The sequence below is a fragment of the Methylocucumis oryzae genome, assembly GCF_000963695.1.
GTDB classification, from domain to species: Bacteria; Pseudomonadota; Gammaproteobacteria; order Methylococcales; family Methylomonadaceae; genus Methylovulum; species Methylovulum oryzae.
The window spans coordinates 1-17,964 of sequence record NZ_LAJX01000002.1 but is presented as its reverse complement, the minus strand read 5'-3'; the positions used below and the strand labels follow the sequence as shown (position 1 = coordinate 17,964).

At 41.9% G+C, this 17,964-nt stretch carries 11 protein-coding genes and 3 pseudogenes; 2 read left to right on the top strand and 12 right to left on the bottom strand.

From position 1 onward, the window contains the following. Nucleotides 1-17: 17 nt before the first annotated feature. The 7 genes and pseudogenes from VZ94_RS31370 to VZ94_RS00195 form a co-directional block, all read right to left on the bottom strand. A pseudogene (locus tag VZ94_RS31370) lies at nt 18-2,381 on the bottom strand (putative bifunctional diguanylate cyclase/phosphodiesterase). Between the two features lie 257 nt (nt 2,382-2,638). Beyond that, nucleotides 2,639-2,770: pseudogene (locus VZ94_RS31365) on the bottom strand (hypothetical protein); the annotation flags it as partial. Nucleotides 2,771-2,783: 13 nt separating this feature from the next. Then, entirely contained in the window at nt 2,784-3,569 is a 786-nt protein-coding gene (locus VZ94_RS30005) for a PAS domain-containing protein (RefSeq protein WP_045777668.1), read from the bottom strand. Then, nucleotides 3,553-5,361, bottom strand: coding sequence for a PAS domain-containing protein (locus tag VZ94_RS30000; RefSeq protein WP_204368969.1), 1,809 nt, complete (start codon nt 5,359-5,361; stop codon nt 3,553-3,555). Before VZ94_RS30000 ends, VZ94_RS30005 begins: the two co-directional genes overlap by 17 nt. Beyond that, entirely contained in the window at nt 5,358-5,915 is a 558-nt protein-coding gene (locus VZ94_RS31360) for a CheR family methyltransferase (RefSeq protein WP_500684244.1), read from the bottom strand. The genes VZ94_RS30000 and VZ94_RS31360 overlap by 4 nt, the downstream gene beginning before the upstream one ends. Nucleotides 5,916-5,957: 42 nt before the next feature. Then, nucleotides 5,958-6,517: pseudogene (locus VZ94_RS31355) on the bottom strand (chemotaxis protein CheB); the annotation flags it as partial. Nucleotides 6,518-6,820: 303 nt separating this feature from the next. After that, nucleotides 6,821-9,433, bottom strand: a complete 2,613-nt coding sequence (locus VZ94_RS00195; RefSeq protein ID WP_045777667.1) for a glycosyltransferase — start codon at nt 9,431-9,433, stop codon at nt 6,821-6,823. Nucleotides 9,434-9,716: 283 nt separating this feature from the next. Between VZ94_RS00195 and VZ94_RS00190 the strand changes: the two genes are divergently transcribed. Both VZ94_RS00190 and VZ94_RS00185 read left to right on the top strand, forming a co-directional pair. Next, nucleotides 9,717-11,483, top strand: a complete 1,767-nt coding sequence (locus tag VZ94_RS00190) for an ABC transporter ATP-binding protein (protein ID WP_045777666.1) — start codon at nt 9,717-9,719, stop codon at nt 11,481-11,483. Next, nucleotides 11,467-12,324, top strand: a complete 858-nt coding sequence (locus VZ94_RS00185) for a PHP domain-containing protein (protein ID WP_239649514.1) — start codon at nt 11,467-11,469, stop codon at nt 12,322-12,324. The genes VZ94_RS00190 and VZ94_RS00185 overlap by 17 nt, the downstream gene beginning before the upstream one ends. Nucleotides 12,325-12,818: 494 nt before the next feature. Here the strand turns inward: VZ94_RS00185 and VZ94_RS00180 are convergent, their stop codons facing one another. The 5 genes from VZ94_RS00180 to VZ94_RS00155 form a co-directional block, all read right to left on the bottom strand. Beyond that, nucleotides 12,819-13,667 (bottom strand): Rpn family recombination-promoting nuclease/putative transposase, encoded by an 849-nt coding sequence (locus tag VZ94_RS00180; RefSeq protein ID WP_045777664.1) that lies wholly within the window; start codon nt 13,665-13,667, stop codon nt 12,819-12,821. Nucleotides 13,668-14,029: 362 nt separating this feature from the next. Continuing rightward, a complete protein-coding gene (locus VZ94_RS26635; protein ID WP_204368965.1) occupies nt 14,030-14,188 on the bottom strand; it encodes a hypothetical protein in 159 nt (52 codons plus the stop codon). A 185-nt stretch (nt 14,189-14,373) separates the two neighbouring features. Further along, nucleotides 14,374-16,260, bottom strand: coding sequence for a beta strand repeat-containing protein (locus VZ94_RS00170; protein WP_369126288.1), 1,887 nt, complete (start codon nt 16,258-16,260; stop codon nt 14,374-14,376). A 151-nt stretch (nt 16,261-16,411) separates the two neighbouring features. Further along, nucleotides 16,412-16,816: a hypothetical protein gene (locus VZ94_RS00160; protein WP_045777661.1), complete on the bottom strand. Its 405-nt coding sequence runs from the start codon at nt 16,814-16,816 to the stop codon at nt 16,412-16,414. A gap of 163 nt (nt 16,817-16,979) precedes the next feature. Beyond that, nucleotides 16,980-17,513, bottom strand: coding sequence for a pilin (locus VZ94_RS00155; RefSeq protein ID WP_052700061.1), 534 nt, complete (start codon nt 17,511-17,513; stop codon nt 16,980-16,982). Nucleotides 17,514-17,964 lie beyond the last annotated feature (451 nt).

Sequence of the window (17,964 nt, the reverse complement as noted above, 5' to 3'; positions counted from 1 at the left end):
GAATTGCTTGCATAAATTTATAACATGCTCTTATATCTTGTTAATAATTCAGTCAGCTCAACTGAGGGCAAGGGACGTGCAAAAAAATAACCTTGAGCTTCTTCGCAACCTAAACTAATCAGAAAATTAACTTGGTCACTCGTTTCAACACCTTCGGCAATGCAATTAAGCTCTAAACTAGCCGCTAAACTGATAATAGATTTTATTAAACCTTCATCATGTGAATCGCCCGGTATATCACGGACAAACGACTGGTCAATCTTAATCTTATCTAATGGAAAACTCTTCAGATAGCTAAGATTAGAATAGCCTGTGCCAAAATCATCCACTGAAAATCGCACACCACAACTTCTTAATTGATTCATTATTTGCATCAACTTATCTGGCTGTAATGCTAAAGTAGACTCAGTTAGTTCTAGCTCTAAGTAGTTCGGCGGCAAACCTGAGCGCTCTAACGAAGATAAAATTTGCTCTAACAAGTTATTATTGTTAGCAAACTGAACGGCTGAGACATTGACTGCAATGACAATAGGATAACCTAGCTCTATCCATAACTTCGCTTGCTGACAGGCTCGCTCAATAACAAATTGCCCTAGCGTATTAATAAACCCGGTGTCTTCTGCAACGCTGATAAATTCTATCGGCGAGATATAACCTTTTGTAGCGTGATGCCAACGTATGAGCGCTTCAGCCCCTTTAATCTTTCCACTAGCCATCTCATACTGCGGCTGATAAAACAGACTAAACTCATTCAGTTCATAGCCGCGCCGCATCTCAATATCCAACGACATACGCAGCATTGCTTTCTGATTCATCTCAGTAGTAAAAAACTGATAAGTATTGCGACCGCAACTTTTAGATTGATACAAGGCGGTATCCGCTTTTTTTAATAACGTATCAAAATCATCGCCATCATTTGGACAAACACTAATGCCAATACTACAACTTAAGTCGAATTGAGAACCGTCGATATAAAATGACTCACTAATCACTTTGAGTATTTTTTGTGCGACCTCACCCGAATCTTCTGCTACTTGCAATCCGGTCAGGATAATAACAAACTCATCCCACCCACACGACTGACTGTATCACCCTCTCGTATGCAATTTTGTAATCGATTGGCCGCTTCTATCAATAACTTATCGCCTACTGGATGACCTAGGCTATCGTTAATATTTTTAAAATGGTCTAAATCTAAATAAATCATCGCAATAGTAAAGGACAAACGCATGGCCTGGGCATGTGCTTGGGTAAATCTATCTTTTAAAAGTACGCGATTAGGCAATCCCGTTAGTGCATCATGGGTTGCTAGATATTCATAGCGCGCTTGCGCTTCTTTATACTCGGTTATATCTGAGAATACCGCAATATATTCAGAAATATGGCCTTGAACAGTTTTAACAATAGAAATACTTAACCATTGCGGATAAATATTCCCACATTTTCGCCTATTCCAAATTTCTCCTTGCCAATAGCCATAAGTATTAATTTCTTGCCACATCGCTTGATAAAAATCGGCACCATGTTTGCCTGATTTTAAAATACTAGGACTTTGACCATAGACCTCTGTCTCAGAATACCCTGTAATTTGGGTAAATGCATGATTAACTGAGATAATTTTTACATCATTATTGGTAATCATTACTCCCTCGCAACTAGAGCGAAATACTTGAGCATGTAATTCTAATAATCGCCGGTTACGATTATGTTGTAGTAATATCCAAGTATTGTTAGCAATGATTTCCAATAAAGCACTATCAACTTCGTTGTAAACATCAGCTTTATCGCCAACACCCATAATTAGAACAACGGCATCGTCATTCAAAACAGGTGTCGTCATATAGCGTATACATTCGCCACGCCTGGTGATTACACAAGGTTTATCTTTAACGGCTAAATTGTCGTTGTGTACTATCGACTTTCTAATTCTAAGCGTATCGAGTAATAAAGCCGCCTCTGATATGGCATAGTATTCATTAAATTCTTTTCTATTCGAACATGCACATAATGTTAAGGCTGTTTGGTCTTCGTTAACGAAATAAATATAACCTAACTGACTCGCTGTTAACTCTTGTGCTTGGTTTAGGGCATATTGCAATAATTCGGCCTCCTCCATGCGAGTTGCCTGCTTGGTCAGCTTTAATAGCGCTTGGTTGCGTTTAAAGTTTAGCTGTTGCTGTTGTTCAGCATCGTACTTATTACAGAGTTGCGCAACTAATTCAGAAATAGCCTTAATATACAATTTATCTTCTTGATTCAACTGCTTGTCGTCAATAGGGTGATAACCTATTTTTAACTCAACAATGCCACCATTCTGTAACGTAATTTGAAATTGACTAAAAGGGTTTAAAGCGCTAATTGCAGAATTCGCATATTGGCAACCTTGATAAGTCAAACTCACGTGTGCTTTTTCAGGATATGTCAAACCAGAAGGAATAATATCGACGATTTTTTTAAAGAATACTGTAATGCTGGCTTCTTGATGATTAAGCTTTGAAAGCGAGTAAATTGCATTAATCTGCTTAATGCGCGCATTAAGTGCTTTAGCTTGTTGCTCGAGACGAGCATCACGCTCTAACAGTTGCTGCTCGTCGTGCTTACGCTGAGTTAAATCTACGAATGTTTTAATGATGTAGTCGATTTCGCCAGATTCTTTTCGCTCACAATAAACACCCATTTCCACGGGAATCACTGCCCCATACTTGTGAATTAAGCGTATTTCTAAGCGATAGTTGGAAATTTCATTGCTAAGAATGTGATTAAATTGCAATTGGACGTTAGCACTATCCTGTGTATGTGTTAAATCTAGCAAATTTTTTTGCTAGTAATTCAGTACGAGTATAGCCGAGTAATTGACATAAGGTTTGATTCACATCCTGCCATTGTTTATCAGGATTAACCGTCGCAATCCCAACTGGTGCTGTTTCAAAATAAGCGCTAAATCGACGCCGTTGCAATTCAATCATAGCCGTTTGTTGAATACGCTGCGTTTGGTCGATAATTATTACAATAAATTGTAACTCGCTAGGTTGGTTGGCTAGCGAAACAACATTCAAATCAGCAGTAAATTCAGGCTGCTGATTTGGATGTAGTGATATCTCATCCGACACAGGCAAACCCGTTTCTGTCGCTTGATTTATTAAATTACGGAAAAGACGGTGATGTGATTTACTCACAAGGCGCGGGAAATAATGCGAACACAGGGCTTGCAAACTCATATTAAAGCGTTTTTCCGCACTGAAATTGGCATTATGAATAATGCCATAGCTATCTATGACGAATACAGGTAAGGGTAAATAATCAAATAATTGGCTAAAGCGTTGAAAAGCGCTATCTTTTTTTAGGTTGGCGTCACGTAACTCTTCATTTTGAATTTCTAACTCCGCTTGGTAAATTTTCAAGTTCTCTATTAGTTCCGAAAAATCAACGCCGCCCTTTTGAATTGCCTTTAACGCAAAATCATAATTACCTCTTTGTAATTCTTGTAATGCTGTTTTTTGGATTTTTTCCTTACTAACATCATTTGTAAGCTCTTGAAAATGTGGCTCATTTTCATTCAATTCGGCCATAGTTATCCCCTTCAACCCACGGAGTAATATTAACATGACTAACAACCGCGCCGATGTTATGGTGCTTAATCGGCGTCACGTGCATTAAGAACCATCTTTTTTCTGTAGTGGAATGGCAAGGATATTTAATAGAAAAATTTTCACTTTCTCCTGCCAACACACGTTTAATCCCTTGCCTCGCTAAAGTCGCAATATCAACATCAGGTCCAACACGAACTTGACACATTTCTAAGTAATTAACACCCGGCCCAGTATGTAATAACCCGCGATCACCATTATTTTCCGCAAAATCGCGCCAAGCTTTATTCACTAACGTTATTCGCCCTTCGGCATCGAGTACAGCAATATGTTCTGACAATGAATCTAAGATGCTTTGTAAACGTTGTGCATCCTTAACTTGGGTAATATTAATGAATGTAATGACTGCACCATTAATATTACGCGGTTTATCGATGTAAGGTAGGATGCGTACTAAATACCAAGTACTATTCCAATCCCTAATTTCTCGGTCGACAGCTTGTGCATTATCGATGACTCGTAGCAAATCTGTTTTTAAATCTGGATAATCCAGTTCATGGGTAAAATCACTGAGCAAACGTCCTACATCGGCCTCACAAAAATTAAAAATACTACATGCCTCTGATGTAAAACGAGTGATTTGTAAATTAGCATTGACAAACACAGTCGGGATTAAGGCCGCTCGCGTCATATTGTCTAAATCTGAATTTGCACGGTTCAAGATTTCAATTTTCTCTTGGTTTTCCGCATTGACGGTATACAGCTCCTCATTAACCGATTGCAATTCTTCATTAGTACTTTGCAATTCCTCATTAGATGCCATTAATTCTTCATTAGTCGCCTGGAGTTCTTCATTAGCTGTTTGAAGCTCTTCAATCGTGGCTTGCAAAGTATCTTGTGTTGAAGAAAGCTCGCGCTCTAGTAGTTGTATACGCTCATTAGAAATATCATAAAAATCTAATTCTGGACTGCTACCATTTTGCTTTTGATGATTGTGTAAAACTTCAAACGCTATCAAATAATATTTTTCAGTATCAATTTCGCAAATAATAGGCGTAACAACTAAACGTACATTGAGTTTTTCTGAGCTATGAGAATCAATAAATTCCACTTCTGAACTGGATTGAATTTTATCTCGTAACACTTTGTGCAATAAAGTAACTCCTACTGGAGCGAGTTTATCTATGAGTAACTTTGATATATCAAGACTAGCACTTCCCGTTGGAATTTCCATAAAACGGCGCACATCGCCATAAACATGAATAAGCTCACGATGCTCATTAACTAACATCGCAGGAGGTGAATATTGTTTTAAAAGATGCGACTGACCTGCTTCTGTAATTGTCGATTCTGTCCGACATGTCAGATCTCGTTTAATTTGATTGAATCTCACCCTTTTATCATTACGAGTCACTGTATTATTAAAGTGTAACGGTAATAAAGCCGGGCGTAACACTCGATAAATTTTGTGTTTGCTCTGAACAACCGAAAACTCTTTATACAAAGAGCCTAATGATTCACTTGAGCCTAATAACAAAAAGCCATTTTGTGCTAATGCATATTGAAATCTTAGCAAGGCTTTTTCTTGCGCTTGCAGCTCAAAATAAATCAGCATATTACGACAACTCACTAAATTCATACGTGTAAACGGTGGATCATCTAAAATATTATGCCTAGCAAACACAATACACTGGCGAATTTCGTTGTTTACAACATACTGATTACCACTGCGCGTAAAAAAACGATTTAAACGCTCCTCTGAAAGTTCATTCACAATCGCCTCGGAATAAAACGCCTGCACTTGCAATATCGATATAATGCTGCTCGACATCGGTAGCAAAAATTTTTTAATTGCGGCCAACGACCTAAATAATCAAAGGTTTCATAAAATAATATGGCTAATGTATAAGCCTCTTCACCTGTAGAACAGCCAACAACCCACACACGAATGGGTTGATTGTTTGAATATTCTTCAACAATCTTAGTGATAACATCATTTTTTAGAGTCGCAAACGTCTCGCCATCTCGAAAAAAACTCGTCACGGAAATTAATATATCTCGCCTAAGCGTCAAAATCTCATTGCGATCAACTTCTAACAAGCGCAAATAGCTTTCTAAATCGATAACATGTCTAACTTTCATGCGCCGCTCAACTCGGCGCTCGACTGTAGCTCGTTTATACTCGTTAAAATCAATACCCCCTACTTGATGCAATAAATGGATAACATCTTCGATTGGGTTTACCAATTTAGCCTTGGAAGGCTTGGTTAGCTTAACAGGAATTTTTATAACATTATTCAGATGCTCAACAATCCTAGGGGCTAGCATTTCAGGCGGCATTACCTCATCTACTAAGCCTGTAGCAATGATACTACGAGGCATACCATCGAATTTGGCAGACTCAGGCGTCTGAGCGAGTAGCAAACCACCGGCATCATTAATGGCAACGGCACCGCGCGTACCATCGGAGCCCGTGCCAGATAAAATTACCCCGACTGAACGATTAGCAAACGCCTTAGACAACGAGGTAAAAAATAAATCGATTGGCAGACTTAAACCATGTGGATTTTTAGGTACGAGTCTTAACTCATTACCCGCCATCGTCATATTTTTACCAGGCGGGATTAAAAAAACATGGTTAGGTAGAATTTGCATACCATTTTCTGCCATGAGCACAGGCATTTTAGTATGACGTGCCAGCAAATTATCCATCATACTTTTATGGTCTGGCGACAAATGCTGCACAACCACAAAACAGCACCAGAATTTGATGGTAATTGATCAAATAGACGCTCTAAAGCATCTAAGCCACCCGCCGAAGCCCCAATTGCAACGACAAAACCATCAAATTTTTCATTGGGCTTTTTAAGTTTTTTAGCTTTAGCTTCCTTAGTAACGTCCGAATCCGACTGTCCCGTATTTCCTACCATAATCTAAAACACCCTTATTTATCAGAGAGAAATGTGCGTTTACAACTGTACGAAATCAACTTGGGAAATGAGCACAAAATAATATTAACAATATATTGTTTGTAGATGCGGATTTATCCTCACTGTGCGAACGACCGCAACTACAGATACCGATTTTAATTCATGCACATTCTTTAAATGGCTTACCCAAAGCCAGCATACCCAGAAATATGCTTAAAGCTTTGCGCCCATCACCGCTTGATTCTAGCAATCCATGCCAGAATCACACGCTAAATTTATAGGCTGCTACCAGAAAGAGATAACTCAATACTCATCATCCAACTCCTCCGCCAATTTACCTTTTCTGGTATAGCTAGGTGCAATACTGATTAACATAGATACCAAGGTAGCGACATAAGGCACGGCTTGTACAGATAACACGGAAATCCATAGCTTGCCGCTGAGGTTGTCGAAGTGTTCTAGCATCGCCATGCTGATGATAGCGGCGGCGAGTAGCATCAGTAACATGACTTCCTCACGGATAATCATTAAGCCTTGAATTAATGCACCTTGCGCTTCGTACTTAGGTGTGCGCATGAACGGCTTACCTGAAGTGAACAAGCCTTGTATCGTACCTTTAGCCACGGTATGGGTTAACGATAAACCGGCTAAAGCTGCACCTAATGATTGTAAGACAGAACACGGTACACGTGCTTGGTATAACCATAAACCACGCAACACTTTGAAAGCGAATAAACCTATGGTGGGCAATAAGAAGGCATTGACCGGTAATTCGCTGTGGATAGGGTCGTAAACGATTAACGCCGTTAATAATAAGCTAGTCATCGTAAACAACAATGCTAACGCGTCAGAAAACCACGGTAACCAACCGGCAACGAAGTAATAACGTTGTGCAGCGGTCAGCGGTGATTTTTTGCTCGGTAAGAAACTACGCCAATGTGCTTTGATGATTTGCATAGCGCCGTAAACCCAACGGAAACGTTGTGTCATATAGCCGGAGAACGTATCAGGCATTAAACCTTTACCAAACGAGTCTTTCACATACACCGAATCGTAACCGGCTTCGTACAGTCTTAAGCCTAACTCGCTGTCTTCGCAAATACACCATTCAGCCCAGCGTCCGACTTCGATTAACGCCGATTTGCGAATCATCGTCATCGTGCCATGTTGAATAATCGCATTGTATTCGTTACGTTGCACCATGCCGATATTAAAGAATCCGGCGTATTCCCAGTAACACATATTTTTAAACGAGCTTTGTTTACGGTCGCGGTAGTCTTGCGGCGATTGCACAAAGCCGACGTTTTCATTATCGAAATACGGCACCATGCAGTTCAACCAATCCGGCGATAAGATATAGTCGCTATCGATAATTGCGATAATCTCAGCATCGCTAGCGGTTTGTTCTAACGCGTGGTTAATCGCACCGGCTTTAAAGCCCGGCCAATTTTCTAAATGGAAAAACCGAAACATAGGCCCTAAGCGTTCGCAATCATCGCGCACCGGCTCCCATACCGCTGGATCTTTAGTATTATTATCCATCACTAATACTTCTAAGTTCGGATAATCGACTTTCGCTAACGCTTCTAGCGTTTTTCTGACCATCGCCGGTGGTTCGTTATGAATCGGTAGGTGTAAAGATACTTTGGGATATTTGAATTCAGGACTAGGTGTTAACGGCTGAAACGTTCTAGCGCTTTTTCTATGCCAAACTACTTCGGCAATTTCCAAGCTTTCTATCATTAAGATAAGCGCTGCCAACACTTGCATTAAGATTAAAATCACCCAAAACACGATGGTTAACGGAGTTTGATATTGCTGTGCGCCGACAGAAACTGACCAGAAAATAGTTGAAGCGGCTAAGTTAGTAATGACGCCAAAAAATACAATGCCAGGTAATTGTAGCGTTCTACGCGTAAACAAAAACAAGGCCATTAACACAGCACTGAAGATCGTCGCACCCGTGGCCCAATTTGACCAATTAGGTAACGCAATCACATCGCCATCCATAGGATATTTTGCGGCTCTATCGGCGTTAAAAATACCCCAATAAGCACCGGCAGAGCCTTCTATCGATTGCTTCCACGGCTGGTCAAAGGCTTCAACGATGTAATAAGTGACTTTTTCTTTATCGGCGCGATTTAAAAATTCGCGCAAGACTTTAGCTTGATTCGATACCGATGCTGTCGCATGGCGCGCCGGTTGCCCATCCGATGGCCAGCCGATTTCAGTAATAATCACAGGTTTGTTGGGGTAGGCTTTTTGTACATCGTGATAACGGTCAAAAATATAATCGACCGCATCATCAGCGGAAATCCCTTCCCAATACGGCAAGATGTGCACCGCAATAAAATCAACTTCTTCAACCAATTTAGGGTGTTTTAACCATTCTGCCCAGGTTTCTGAGGTACTGACCGGACGCCAGCTATTGGTACGCTTTTTTACGTCGCGTATATATTCAATCAACGCGGCTTCAGGAATGTCGTTCCTCAGCATCACCTCGTTACCCACCATTAAACGAATGATTTTAGGGTTATTTTGCCGAGTAATATCGATTAACGTCTCAATCTCTTGCTTGTTCTTTTCTAAATTACCGTCTATCCAAGCACCTAAGGTGACATTGAGATTATGCTTAGCGGCAACTTCAGGAATTTTATGCTGGCCTCTGAGCATACTATAGGTTCTAACTGCATGAACTTTGTTTTCTAACAAGGCCAAATCTTTATCTATGTCCTCGCTTTTAACAAAAATATTATCTCTAGGGTCGTCGCCTTTACGCGTAGGGTCATAGGTCAACCCCATCGTGGTTTTAGTCCAGGGTTGCAACTGCAACGGGTTGTTCACATAACTCCAAATGCTGAAATTAATCATAACCAGCAATGCAAGTGCAAATAGAGTTGCTATCTTTTGTTTCATTGGAATGCTCGACTTCGCTGAACGCTGTTGGGGAATATTTTGAGGAAATCTTAGCCGATAAAAGCTGAATATTTGTTAACTAAGAAATCCGGTATACATATCGAAGAGGCTTGACATCAACATTAGCATCACTCGACGGCTTCAAATCGCCGTCAGTAATGCGTTAAGCGGTATTTTACACAGGTTATGATGCGACAAGAAATTATTTACCTGCGCTAAGGTGTCTTGCCCACTCAGCACAATGATATAATTTCCGGCTTTACGAGCAACCTTCTCCACACCGATGTATACATGGTCTGCCATTTATAAAATCGCTTTAAAACATAAAAAAGCCCTGATTTGCTCACATATCATCGCGATTTTAGCAACCATTGCCAGCGTCCCCGTGCCTTTACTCATGCCGCTGCTAGTCGATGAAGTGTTATTGCATAAACCTGGGCTAGTCATTCATTTTTTAAATCAGCTTTTCCCGCTAGCTTGGCAGCAACCTATTTTCTATATCGCGGTGGTATTAATCGCCAGCTTATTGCTCAGGCTTATCGCTATTGCGTTTAATATTATCCAGTCCAGGCAGTTTTCCAGCATCTCCAAAGATGTGGTATTTCGCTTTCGCCAAAGCTTAATCACGCATTTGCAAACCATTTCTATGGCTGAATATGAAAGCTTAGGCACCGGTAGCGTAGTGACGCATTTAGTCACTGATTTAGATACGCTAGATAATTTTATTGGCAATACCATTAGCAAATTACTCATCGCAGTACTAACGATTATTGGCACAGCAGCAATATTGTTGTGGATGAATTGGCAGCTAGGTTTGTTTATTTTATTACTCAATCCTATCGTTATTTATTTTACCCGTGTCGTAGGCTCTAAAGTCAAAGACTTAAAAGCCAAAGAAAACGCGGCGTATGAAGTGTTTCAACAAGCGTTAACTGAAACCTTAGAAGCGATACATCAAATCCGCGCCAGCAACCGTGAACGCCATTATTGTCAGCAACTGATAGACTCAGCGTTAGCGGTCAAAAACAATTCTATTGCCTATACCTGGAAAAGCGATGCCGCTGGCCGCATGAGCTTTTTAGTGTTTTTATTTGGCTTTGATATTTTTCGCGCCGGTGCCATGCTAATGGTGTTTTATGCCGATTTAACCATAGGCGAAATGCTCGCCGTCTTCGGTTATTTATGGTTTATGATGGCGCCAGTCCAAGAGATTTTAAACATTCAATATGCTTATTTTTCTGCTAAAGCCGCATTAGCCCGAATTAATCGGCTTAATCGCTTAAAACAAGAACCGATTTATCCGCATCTTGCTAACCCGTTTGAAGGCAACAAAACCGTTGCAATACGCGTAGAAAACTTACACTTTAGTTATAGCGAAGATACTATTTTAAATGGCATTAATTTAACGATTAATGCTGGAGATAAAGTCGCCTTAGTCGGTGCTAGCGGCGGCGGCAAATCTACGCTGATTCAAACCTTAATCGGCTTATACCCAGCGCAATCCGGCCACATCTACTTTAATGATGTCCCGATTGAACAAATCGGCTTAGACGTCGTGCGCGAGCATGTCGTGACCGTGTTACAACATCCGGTATTGTTTAATGACACCATCCGGGCAAATTTAACCTTAGGCAAACCAGCAAGTGATGACACACTTTGGCGCGCACTTGCTATTGCCCAATTAAGCGATATTGTAAAAGACTTACCACAAGGATTAGACGCGGTAGTTGGTAGGAATGGTATGCGTTTATCCGGCGGTCAACGCCAACGCATGGCGATTGCGCGTATGGTCGTCGCTGACCCTAAAGTCGTTATCTTAGATGAAGCGACATCAGCATTAGACAGCGAAACCGAATACCATTTACACCAAGCGCTAAGCGCATTTTTACAAGACCGCACCACAATTATCATCGCGCATAGGCTTAGCGCGGTAAAACAAGCCGATCACGTTTATGTGTTTGAAGAAGGCAAGATTTGCGAACAAGGTCAGCACGAAACGTTAATTACCCAAAATGGCTTATACGCAAAACTTTATGGCGAGTATCAATAGTATGACCGATGTTTACGACTTACACTGTCACTCCACGGCGTCAGACGGTGCCTTATCACCCACCGAAGTCGTTAACCGAGCGCATCGCTTTGGTGTGACCTCATTAGCGTTAACCGACCACGACACGACGGCAGGACTGGCTGAGGCGCAAACCACAGCCCAAGCACTGGGCTTACGGTTGATTCCCGGCATTGAGTTATCGACGCTATGGCAAAATCAGTGCTTTCATGTGATAGGCATAGGTATTAACCCACAACACCCAGCTTTAGCCGAAGCCACCCAGCACTTACACACGTTACGCATGGAACGGGCAGAAAAAATTGCCGAAAAACTCGCTAAGAAACGTATTGAAGGTGCGCTAGACGCTATTAAAAAGATAGTTGGCAACGGCATGATTACGCGTAATCATTTCGCCGAATATTTATTGGCTGAGCGCCATGTCGATAGTTTACAAGAAGCGTTTGACCGCTATTTAGCCAAAGGCAAACCCGCCTATGTCGCCACGCCTTGGACAGAACTTGAATTAGCCATTCAATGGATTAACGAATCAGGCGGGGTAGCAGTGTTAGCGCATCCGTTACGCTATCAGCTTAAGAAAAACGCGATGAAACGCTTGCTTACTGCCTTCAAACACGCCGGAGGCCAAGGCATAGAAGTCATTACCGGACGTAGTAACCCGGAAGAAGTTAAACGCGTGTTAGCCATCGCTGAGCAATACCAACTCGCAGGCTCTACCGGCTCAGATTTCCACGCCCCCGACCAATGGGTAGAGCTAGGTCGATTACTGCCCATGCCAGCGACGATTACCCCAGTTTGGGAGTTGTTGCGTTTAAGTCACTAATTCTACTAAATAGCCAAGTAGGGTGCATTTTATGCACCGCTACAATCATGCTCAAGTATACATGTAGAGTATATTCATCATAATCCCGTTAGGCAGGCGTTAAATTGGGTTGTATTTAACATTCCATCGTTATGTGAAAATGGCGTTTAAGGTGTAATTGGGCGGGGATTTTCTACGAGAAGTTCGTTGTTGAAATGTGAGAGTTTTTTGGTGCATGCAATGCACCCTACTTGGCTGAATGCTGTAGCGCGGCAATGAGAAAAAGGCTTTTAGAATTTGAAAGCGATGGCGGTAGCTGCGGGGTAGTGAACCACCATCGGTGTGTAACGGAAAATGGCGGATTGCCTATCGGCGAACCCGCCTTACGGGTTACTACTCTTTAGCTTGTATGTGCGCTTTTAAACGCTCAATCTCGGCTAAAGCGGCGGCTTTTTCTAGTAAAGCCAGCTCTTCACGTTTTTTGCGCTTCTTGTTCACGCTTTTGCGCTTCTTGTTCACGTTTTTTGTGCTTCTTGTTCACGCTTTTGTGCTTCCTCTGCAAGAAACTTAGACTGCTGCAACTCTTTTGCCGCTTGCTCTAATTGGTGTACAACCTGTTCTAATTGCTGCGAAGTCTGTTCTAATTGCTGTGCAGTTTGCTCATGCTCATTTTTAATCGCCCTTTGTTCGCGCAGATATTCTTGTCGGGCTTGATATTGAAAATATTCACGTTCTTTTTCGGAAAAGCGGCTTAGCGTGTTCATGGCTTGTTTCATCTCCTCGGTAGTCATCCAATCTGGTAATGCATCATCATTCAGTTGCTCACCGGTTTTGAAGAATTTTAACCAACGTTGCTCCTCGGACTCAATGTGTTTAACGTTAAACTTAGTTAACTCCAACAACCAGATGCCGCCATGTTGCGTTAATAGCTTCCCGTTTTCATCTCTGAGTTTGTAATGATGCGCATACTGGTTATCATCAGTCAGCAGATTGTCTGATAACAACCAAATCGCATAAGCTGGTTTGAGCAAGCCATAATCTTGACCAGACTTTAACTGCTGGCTGTAAATATCGGCCCAGTTGTAAATCATTCTGGCGGGCAGGTGACGATAACTGCTGAGCTGGATTTCTATCTGATACAGCCGCTCGTGCTGGTCTTGAGCTTTAACATCAACTACGCTGAGTTTATCACTGAAAAATTCCTTGTCATTATAGGGATTTAAAATATCTACTGAAACAATAGGCTCGATCAGCTCTTGCGCTAACAAGGCATTCAAAAAGTGGATTAACAGGTTTCGGTTTTCTTCAGCGCCGAGCAAGGCTTTGAAAACACAGTCAATTTTAGGATCAATGGCGTGGCGCATGGCAGCTTAACGTAAAGCTAGAAAGGCTTGATTGTAGAACGTTAGCGTTAGGTTGACAACGGCATGGTTAGTAAACGTTTGTACGGCTTAGCTAACGCGGGGGAGAGAAAAACAAATGGCATCACGTTCGCAGGTTATGCGTTCTTAATGCTGTAGCGTGGCAATGAGAAAAAATGCTTTTAGAATTTGAAGACGATGGCGGTAGTTGCGGGGTAGCAAACCGCCATCGGTGTGGCATGAAAGGCGGATTGCCTTACGGGTTGAAGTAAGTAGTCAACTAGGAAAGAAAGCTTTTAATATCAATGTGATAATACCGCCTATCACCAAGCTCAACATCCATTTGATGAGTAATAATTCCCTTTCTACAGGTTGATGTCTGATTTCGTGGCAAGTTGAAAATCCATCGCTTCTGAAAAAGCAACGACTAAAGCTTCAGCCTCCGCTATTGCTTGCTCCTCCGGTACACCGCCCGCTTTAAGCCGCTCAACAAACTTTAAGGTATTGAATGTGATAGTAGCCATAATCAATAATTAATAGTTTTGTGAAAGGTGAGATTATAGCCCTTATTGCTTGCTGTTGGCTAAATGTTAGGTATGAACGTGTGGAACGGGGAAAAAAGAAGGCGATGGCGGTAGTTGCGGGATAGCAAACCGCCATCGGTGTGGAATGAAGGGCGGATTGCCTATCGGCGAATCTGCCTTACGGGTTACGGTAAGAAAGTATCAGTAGTTAGGTTCGTGACTGATGAACCGGTAATTTCTACGACAAAGTCGGCAGTTACATCAAATGCATCATCTGCATCAAGGTCAATCACTAAGAATTTGCGGTTTTTCAAGTCGCCAGATGTGCCAGTCACCAAAACAGCATCAATACCACCCAAATTTTCAATAAAGCCCTTACCCGTTGCAGTCAATAAGGCATTCATATCCGTTTCAAAATCGGCTTCATTAATAACACCGCTAACAGCTGTGCCGATTTCTGCTACAGTAACGGATAAATCAAATCTGTCGCCTGCTAAGTCATTTAACGTCAAGTCCTTATAAATATCGACAGTACTAATAGATGTGGCGCTAGCGAAAGTTTCCGCTAATTCGTCGGCATAAACAATCGTATCATTTCCTGAACCGCCAGTGATTGAATCGCGGCCTACACCACCGTTGATGGTGTCATTGCCGCTGCCACCATTGATAGTATCATCGCCATCGTTACCTGTAAGCGTATTATTTCCAGTATTACCGCTAATAGTGTTGGCTGAGTCATTGCCTTCACCGTTAACAGCAGATGAGCCAGCTAATACTAATTTTTCCAAGAACGTAGACAATGTGAAATTTACCGTACTTTCAACGGTATCAGTACCTTCTCCTGTTATTTCTGTGACTACGTCGTCGGTATCATCTACATAGTAATAATCATTACCACCATTACCTACCATAGTGTCGCCCGCGCCTACAGTAGTAGAGTTCGTGCCGCCATTAAGAGTATCGTTACCTGCGCCACCAGTTAATGAGTCACTACCGGAGCTGCCAAAAATAGAATCATTGCCGCTGCCTCCGTCTAGGGAGTTATTAGCAGTGTTTCCACTCATGGTGTTAGCCGTAGAACCAGCGGCAGTCGCATTAATCGCTAGCGTACCAGTTAAAGTAATTATTTCAACATTAGCGCTGACAGCCAATGTGTCGCCAGTCGCTTCACCAGAGAATTGAACCGTATCGGTACCTGCGCTAGCGGCTTCAGTTAAAGTCGTCGTAGAGCTTTTAACAATATAGAGATCGTCACCTACACCACCCACTAAGACGTTTGTGCCATCGCCACCGACTAGAGTGTCGTTGCCTGCGCCACCCGTTAAGCTATCGTTACCATCTGTATCTAATACGCTATCGCCGTCAGTATCTTCTCCCGCATCTAAGACGTTATCACCATCTTTATCTTCACCGCCATCACCACCAACTAACGAATCATTTAATGAGCCTCCTGTAAGTGTGTTATTACCGTCATTACCGGTCATCTTCATCGCCACAGTTGTTTCTGCTGAGCCGTTAACTGATGTATCGCTAGACCCTGTTACAGTAATGGTTTCGATATTGCTGTTATCTGTTAACGTTAAAGTGCCTGTACCACTGACTTGCACAGTATCTGTTCCCGCTGTATCAACAATTGAGTCTGAGGCGTCAGCAATATAAGAATCGTTTCCTGCAGCGCCCGTCAGTGTGTCAGCGCCTGCTCCACCGTTCAATGTATCATTCTTTGCGTTACCAGTAATACTATTTGCCGCCGAGTTTCCAAGTAATACATGCGATAATGTTGCATCAGTTACGCTTATATCAGCCGCTGATGTGCCTAATAAAGTGACATTTTCAATGCCTGAACCAGCTACTAAGGTAGCAAAGGCTAAAACTTTGTCTGTACCTGCACTGTCTGTAATTGACGCAACCGTTGCGCCAGTACGAATAATAAAAGTATCGTTGCCTTCACCGCCGACGAGCGTGTCGGTACCACCAGTGCCAGTATCGATAATATCGTTACCTTTACCGCCTGAAATACTATTGCTTCCAGAGTTACCCGTTAGACGGTTGGCAGAATCATTGCCGGTGATATTAGCAGCTGAAGAACCAGATAAAGAGACATTTTCAAGTGACTTAAAAGCAGTTGTAGAGCTTATGTCTATTGTAGAGCCAGTTTCAATAGTATCAAAGCCACCACTGTCAGTATTGATAACATCGCCTGTACCGACTATGTAATAATCATTACCACGAACCCCCGATTAGGGTATCTGCACCAGTACCTTGCGAGCCATCTAAAACGTTGTCTTTGGCATTACCTGTTAAAGTGATTCCGGTTGTGCCAGCGGCTACCACATATTCTAATTCGCTACCTAGCGTATAGCTAACAGTAGTAAAAACGGTATCGATACCTTCTCCCGCATACTCAGTGACGACATCGGTAGAGTCGTTTACGATATACTTGTCATCGCCTAAGCCACCTTCCATGGTATCAGCGCCATCAGCTAGATAGGCTGAGGCAGCGCTTAAAGATTGTACCCCACCGGTAATGGTGTCATCTGAAGCAGAACCAAGCACAAAGTCGTCACTTGTAGTCGTACCAAAAAAACTTGCGCTTCCTGAAGTCGGTTTCGTAATTGAAAGTGCCATAAAAAATCCTCGAGTTAGTTTGTATCATAAGGTGAAAAAACTGAATCACATAGAAGGTGGTGGGAGAGAAGCCCCACCACAATTCTATAATCAGTATAAATATTTGCTAGAGAGCAGTAATTTAAAGCTAATTTTTGCGACACAGTTCAACTAAGATTGTGATTTAACGGCACTCTGCTGGCGCATATTTAGCAGGTAAAGAGCCAGTATTGACTGCACCTAAACCTCTGGCAGCGGCTGTTTCTCCAGACGCGCCTGCACAAGCCCAGTCAATTGCACCTACAACGCCATCAGCAAGCGCTGCGTTTTGTACGTTTGGTGTAAACAAAATAGTCGTACCCACAGCATCGCTTGGTAAGCCGCTTGCTGCAGGATCTGTTGCTAACGTTACAGTAATGACTCCTGCGCCATCAACAGTAATATCGCTAACAAATTTTGTTTGTTTCTCTGCTTGTACTTTGTTTGAATAAGCTGACGAAGCTGCGGCTACTCCAGATAAACTATCTGTTTGAAACGCTTCACTCACTAATGATTTAACAGAATCCGCAGCTAAAATCGCCTCACTCACCTTCGCTCTAACTGTGTAATCTTGATAAGCAGGGATCGCAATCGCTGCCAAAATACCGATGATCGCAACAACGATCATTAACTCGATTAAAGTAAAACCTTGTTGAACTTTTTGCATTTGGTTTTTCATAGAATGTTTCCTCTGTTTAGTGGTCGGTTAAAAACTTCACGATTCTTAAAGCAGAAGGTATGCCAAAAGTTGATTAAATTTTATCGCTGGTAATATTTAACGATAACTATTTGATTAAAATGTTAAAAATCGTTTTATATAGTAGGAATTATTTCTTCAAGTCGATAGTTCTGGAAACATTGTGTTTCTCAGAACGTCTTATTTTGTCTTGTTGTGACAAATATTGTCATTCCCCTCGTTCCCACGCTCTGCGTCACTGCCATTAAGTTAATAAATTATATTTATTTTTCAATAATATACTTATAGGATGTGCCGACGAAAGGAGGCGCATCAATCGTGTAAAGACTCGACAGATGCGCTTCGTACCTCAGCGCATCCTATATCTAAACCTAATTTCTCGTTCCCACGCTCTGCGTCACTGCCATTAGGTTAATAAATTTTATAGGATATG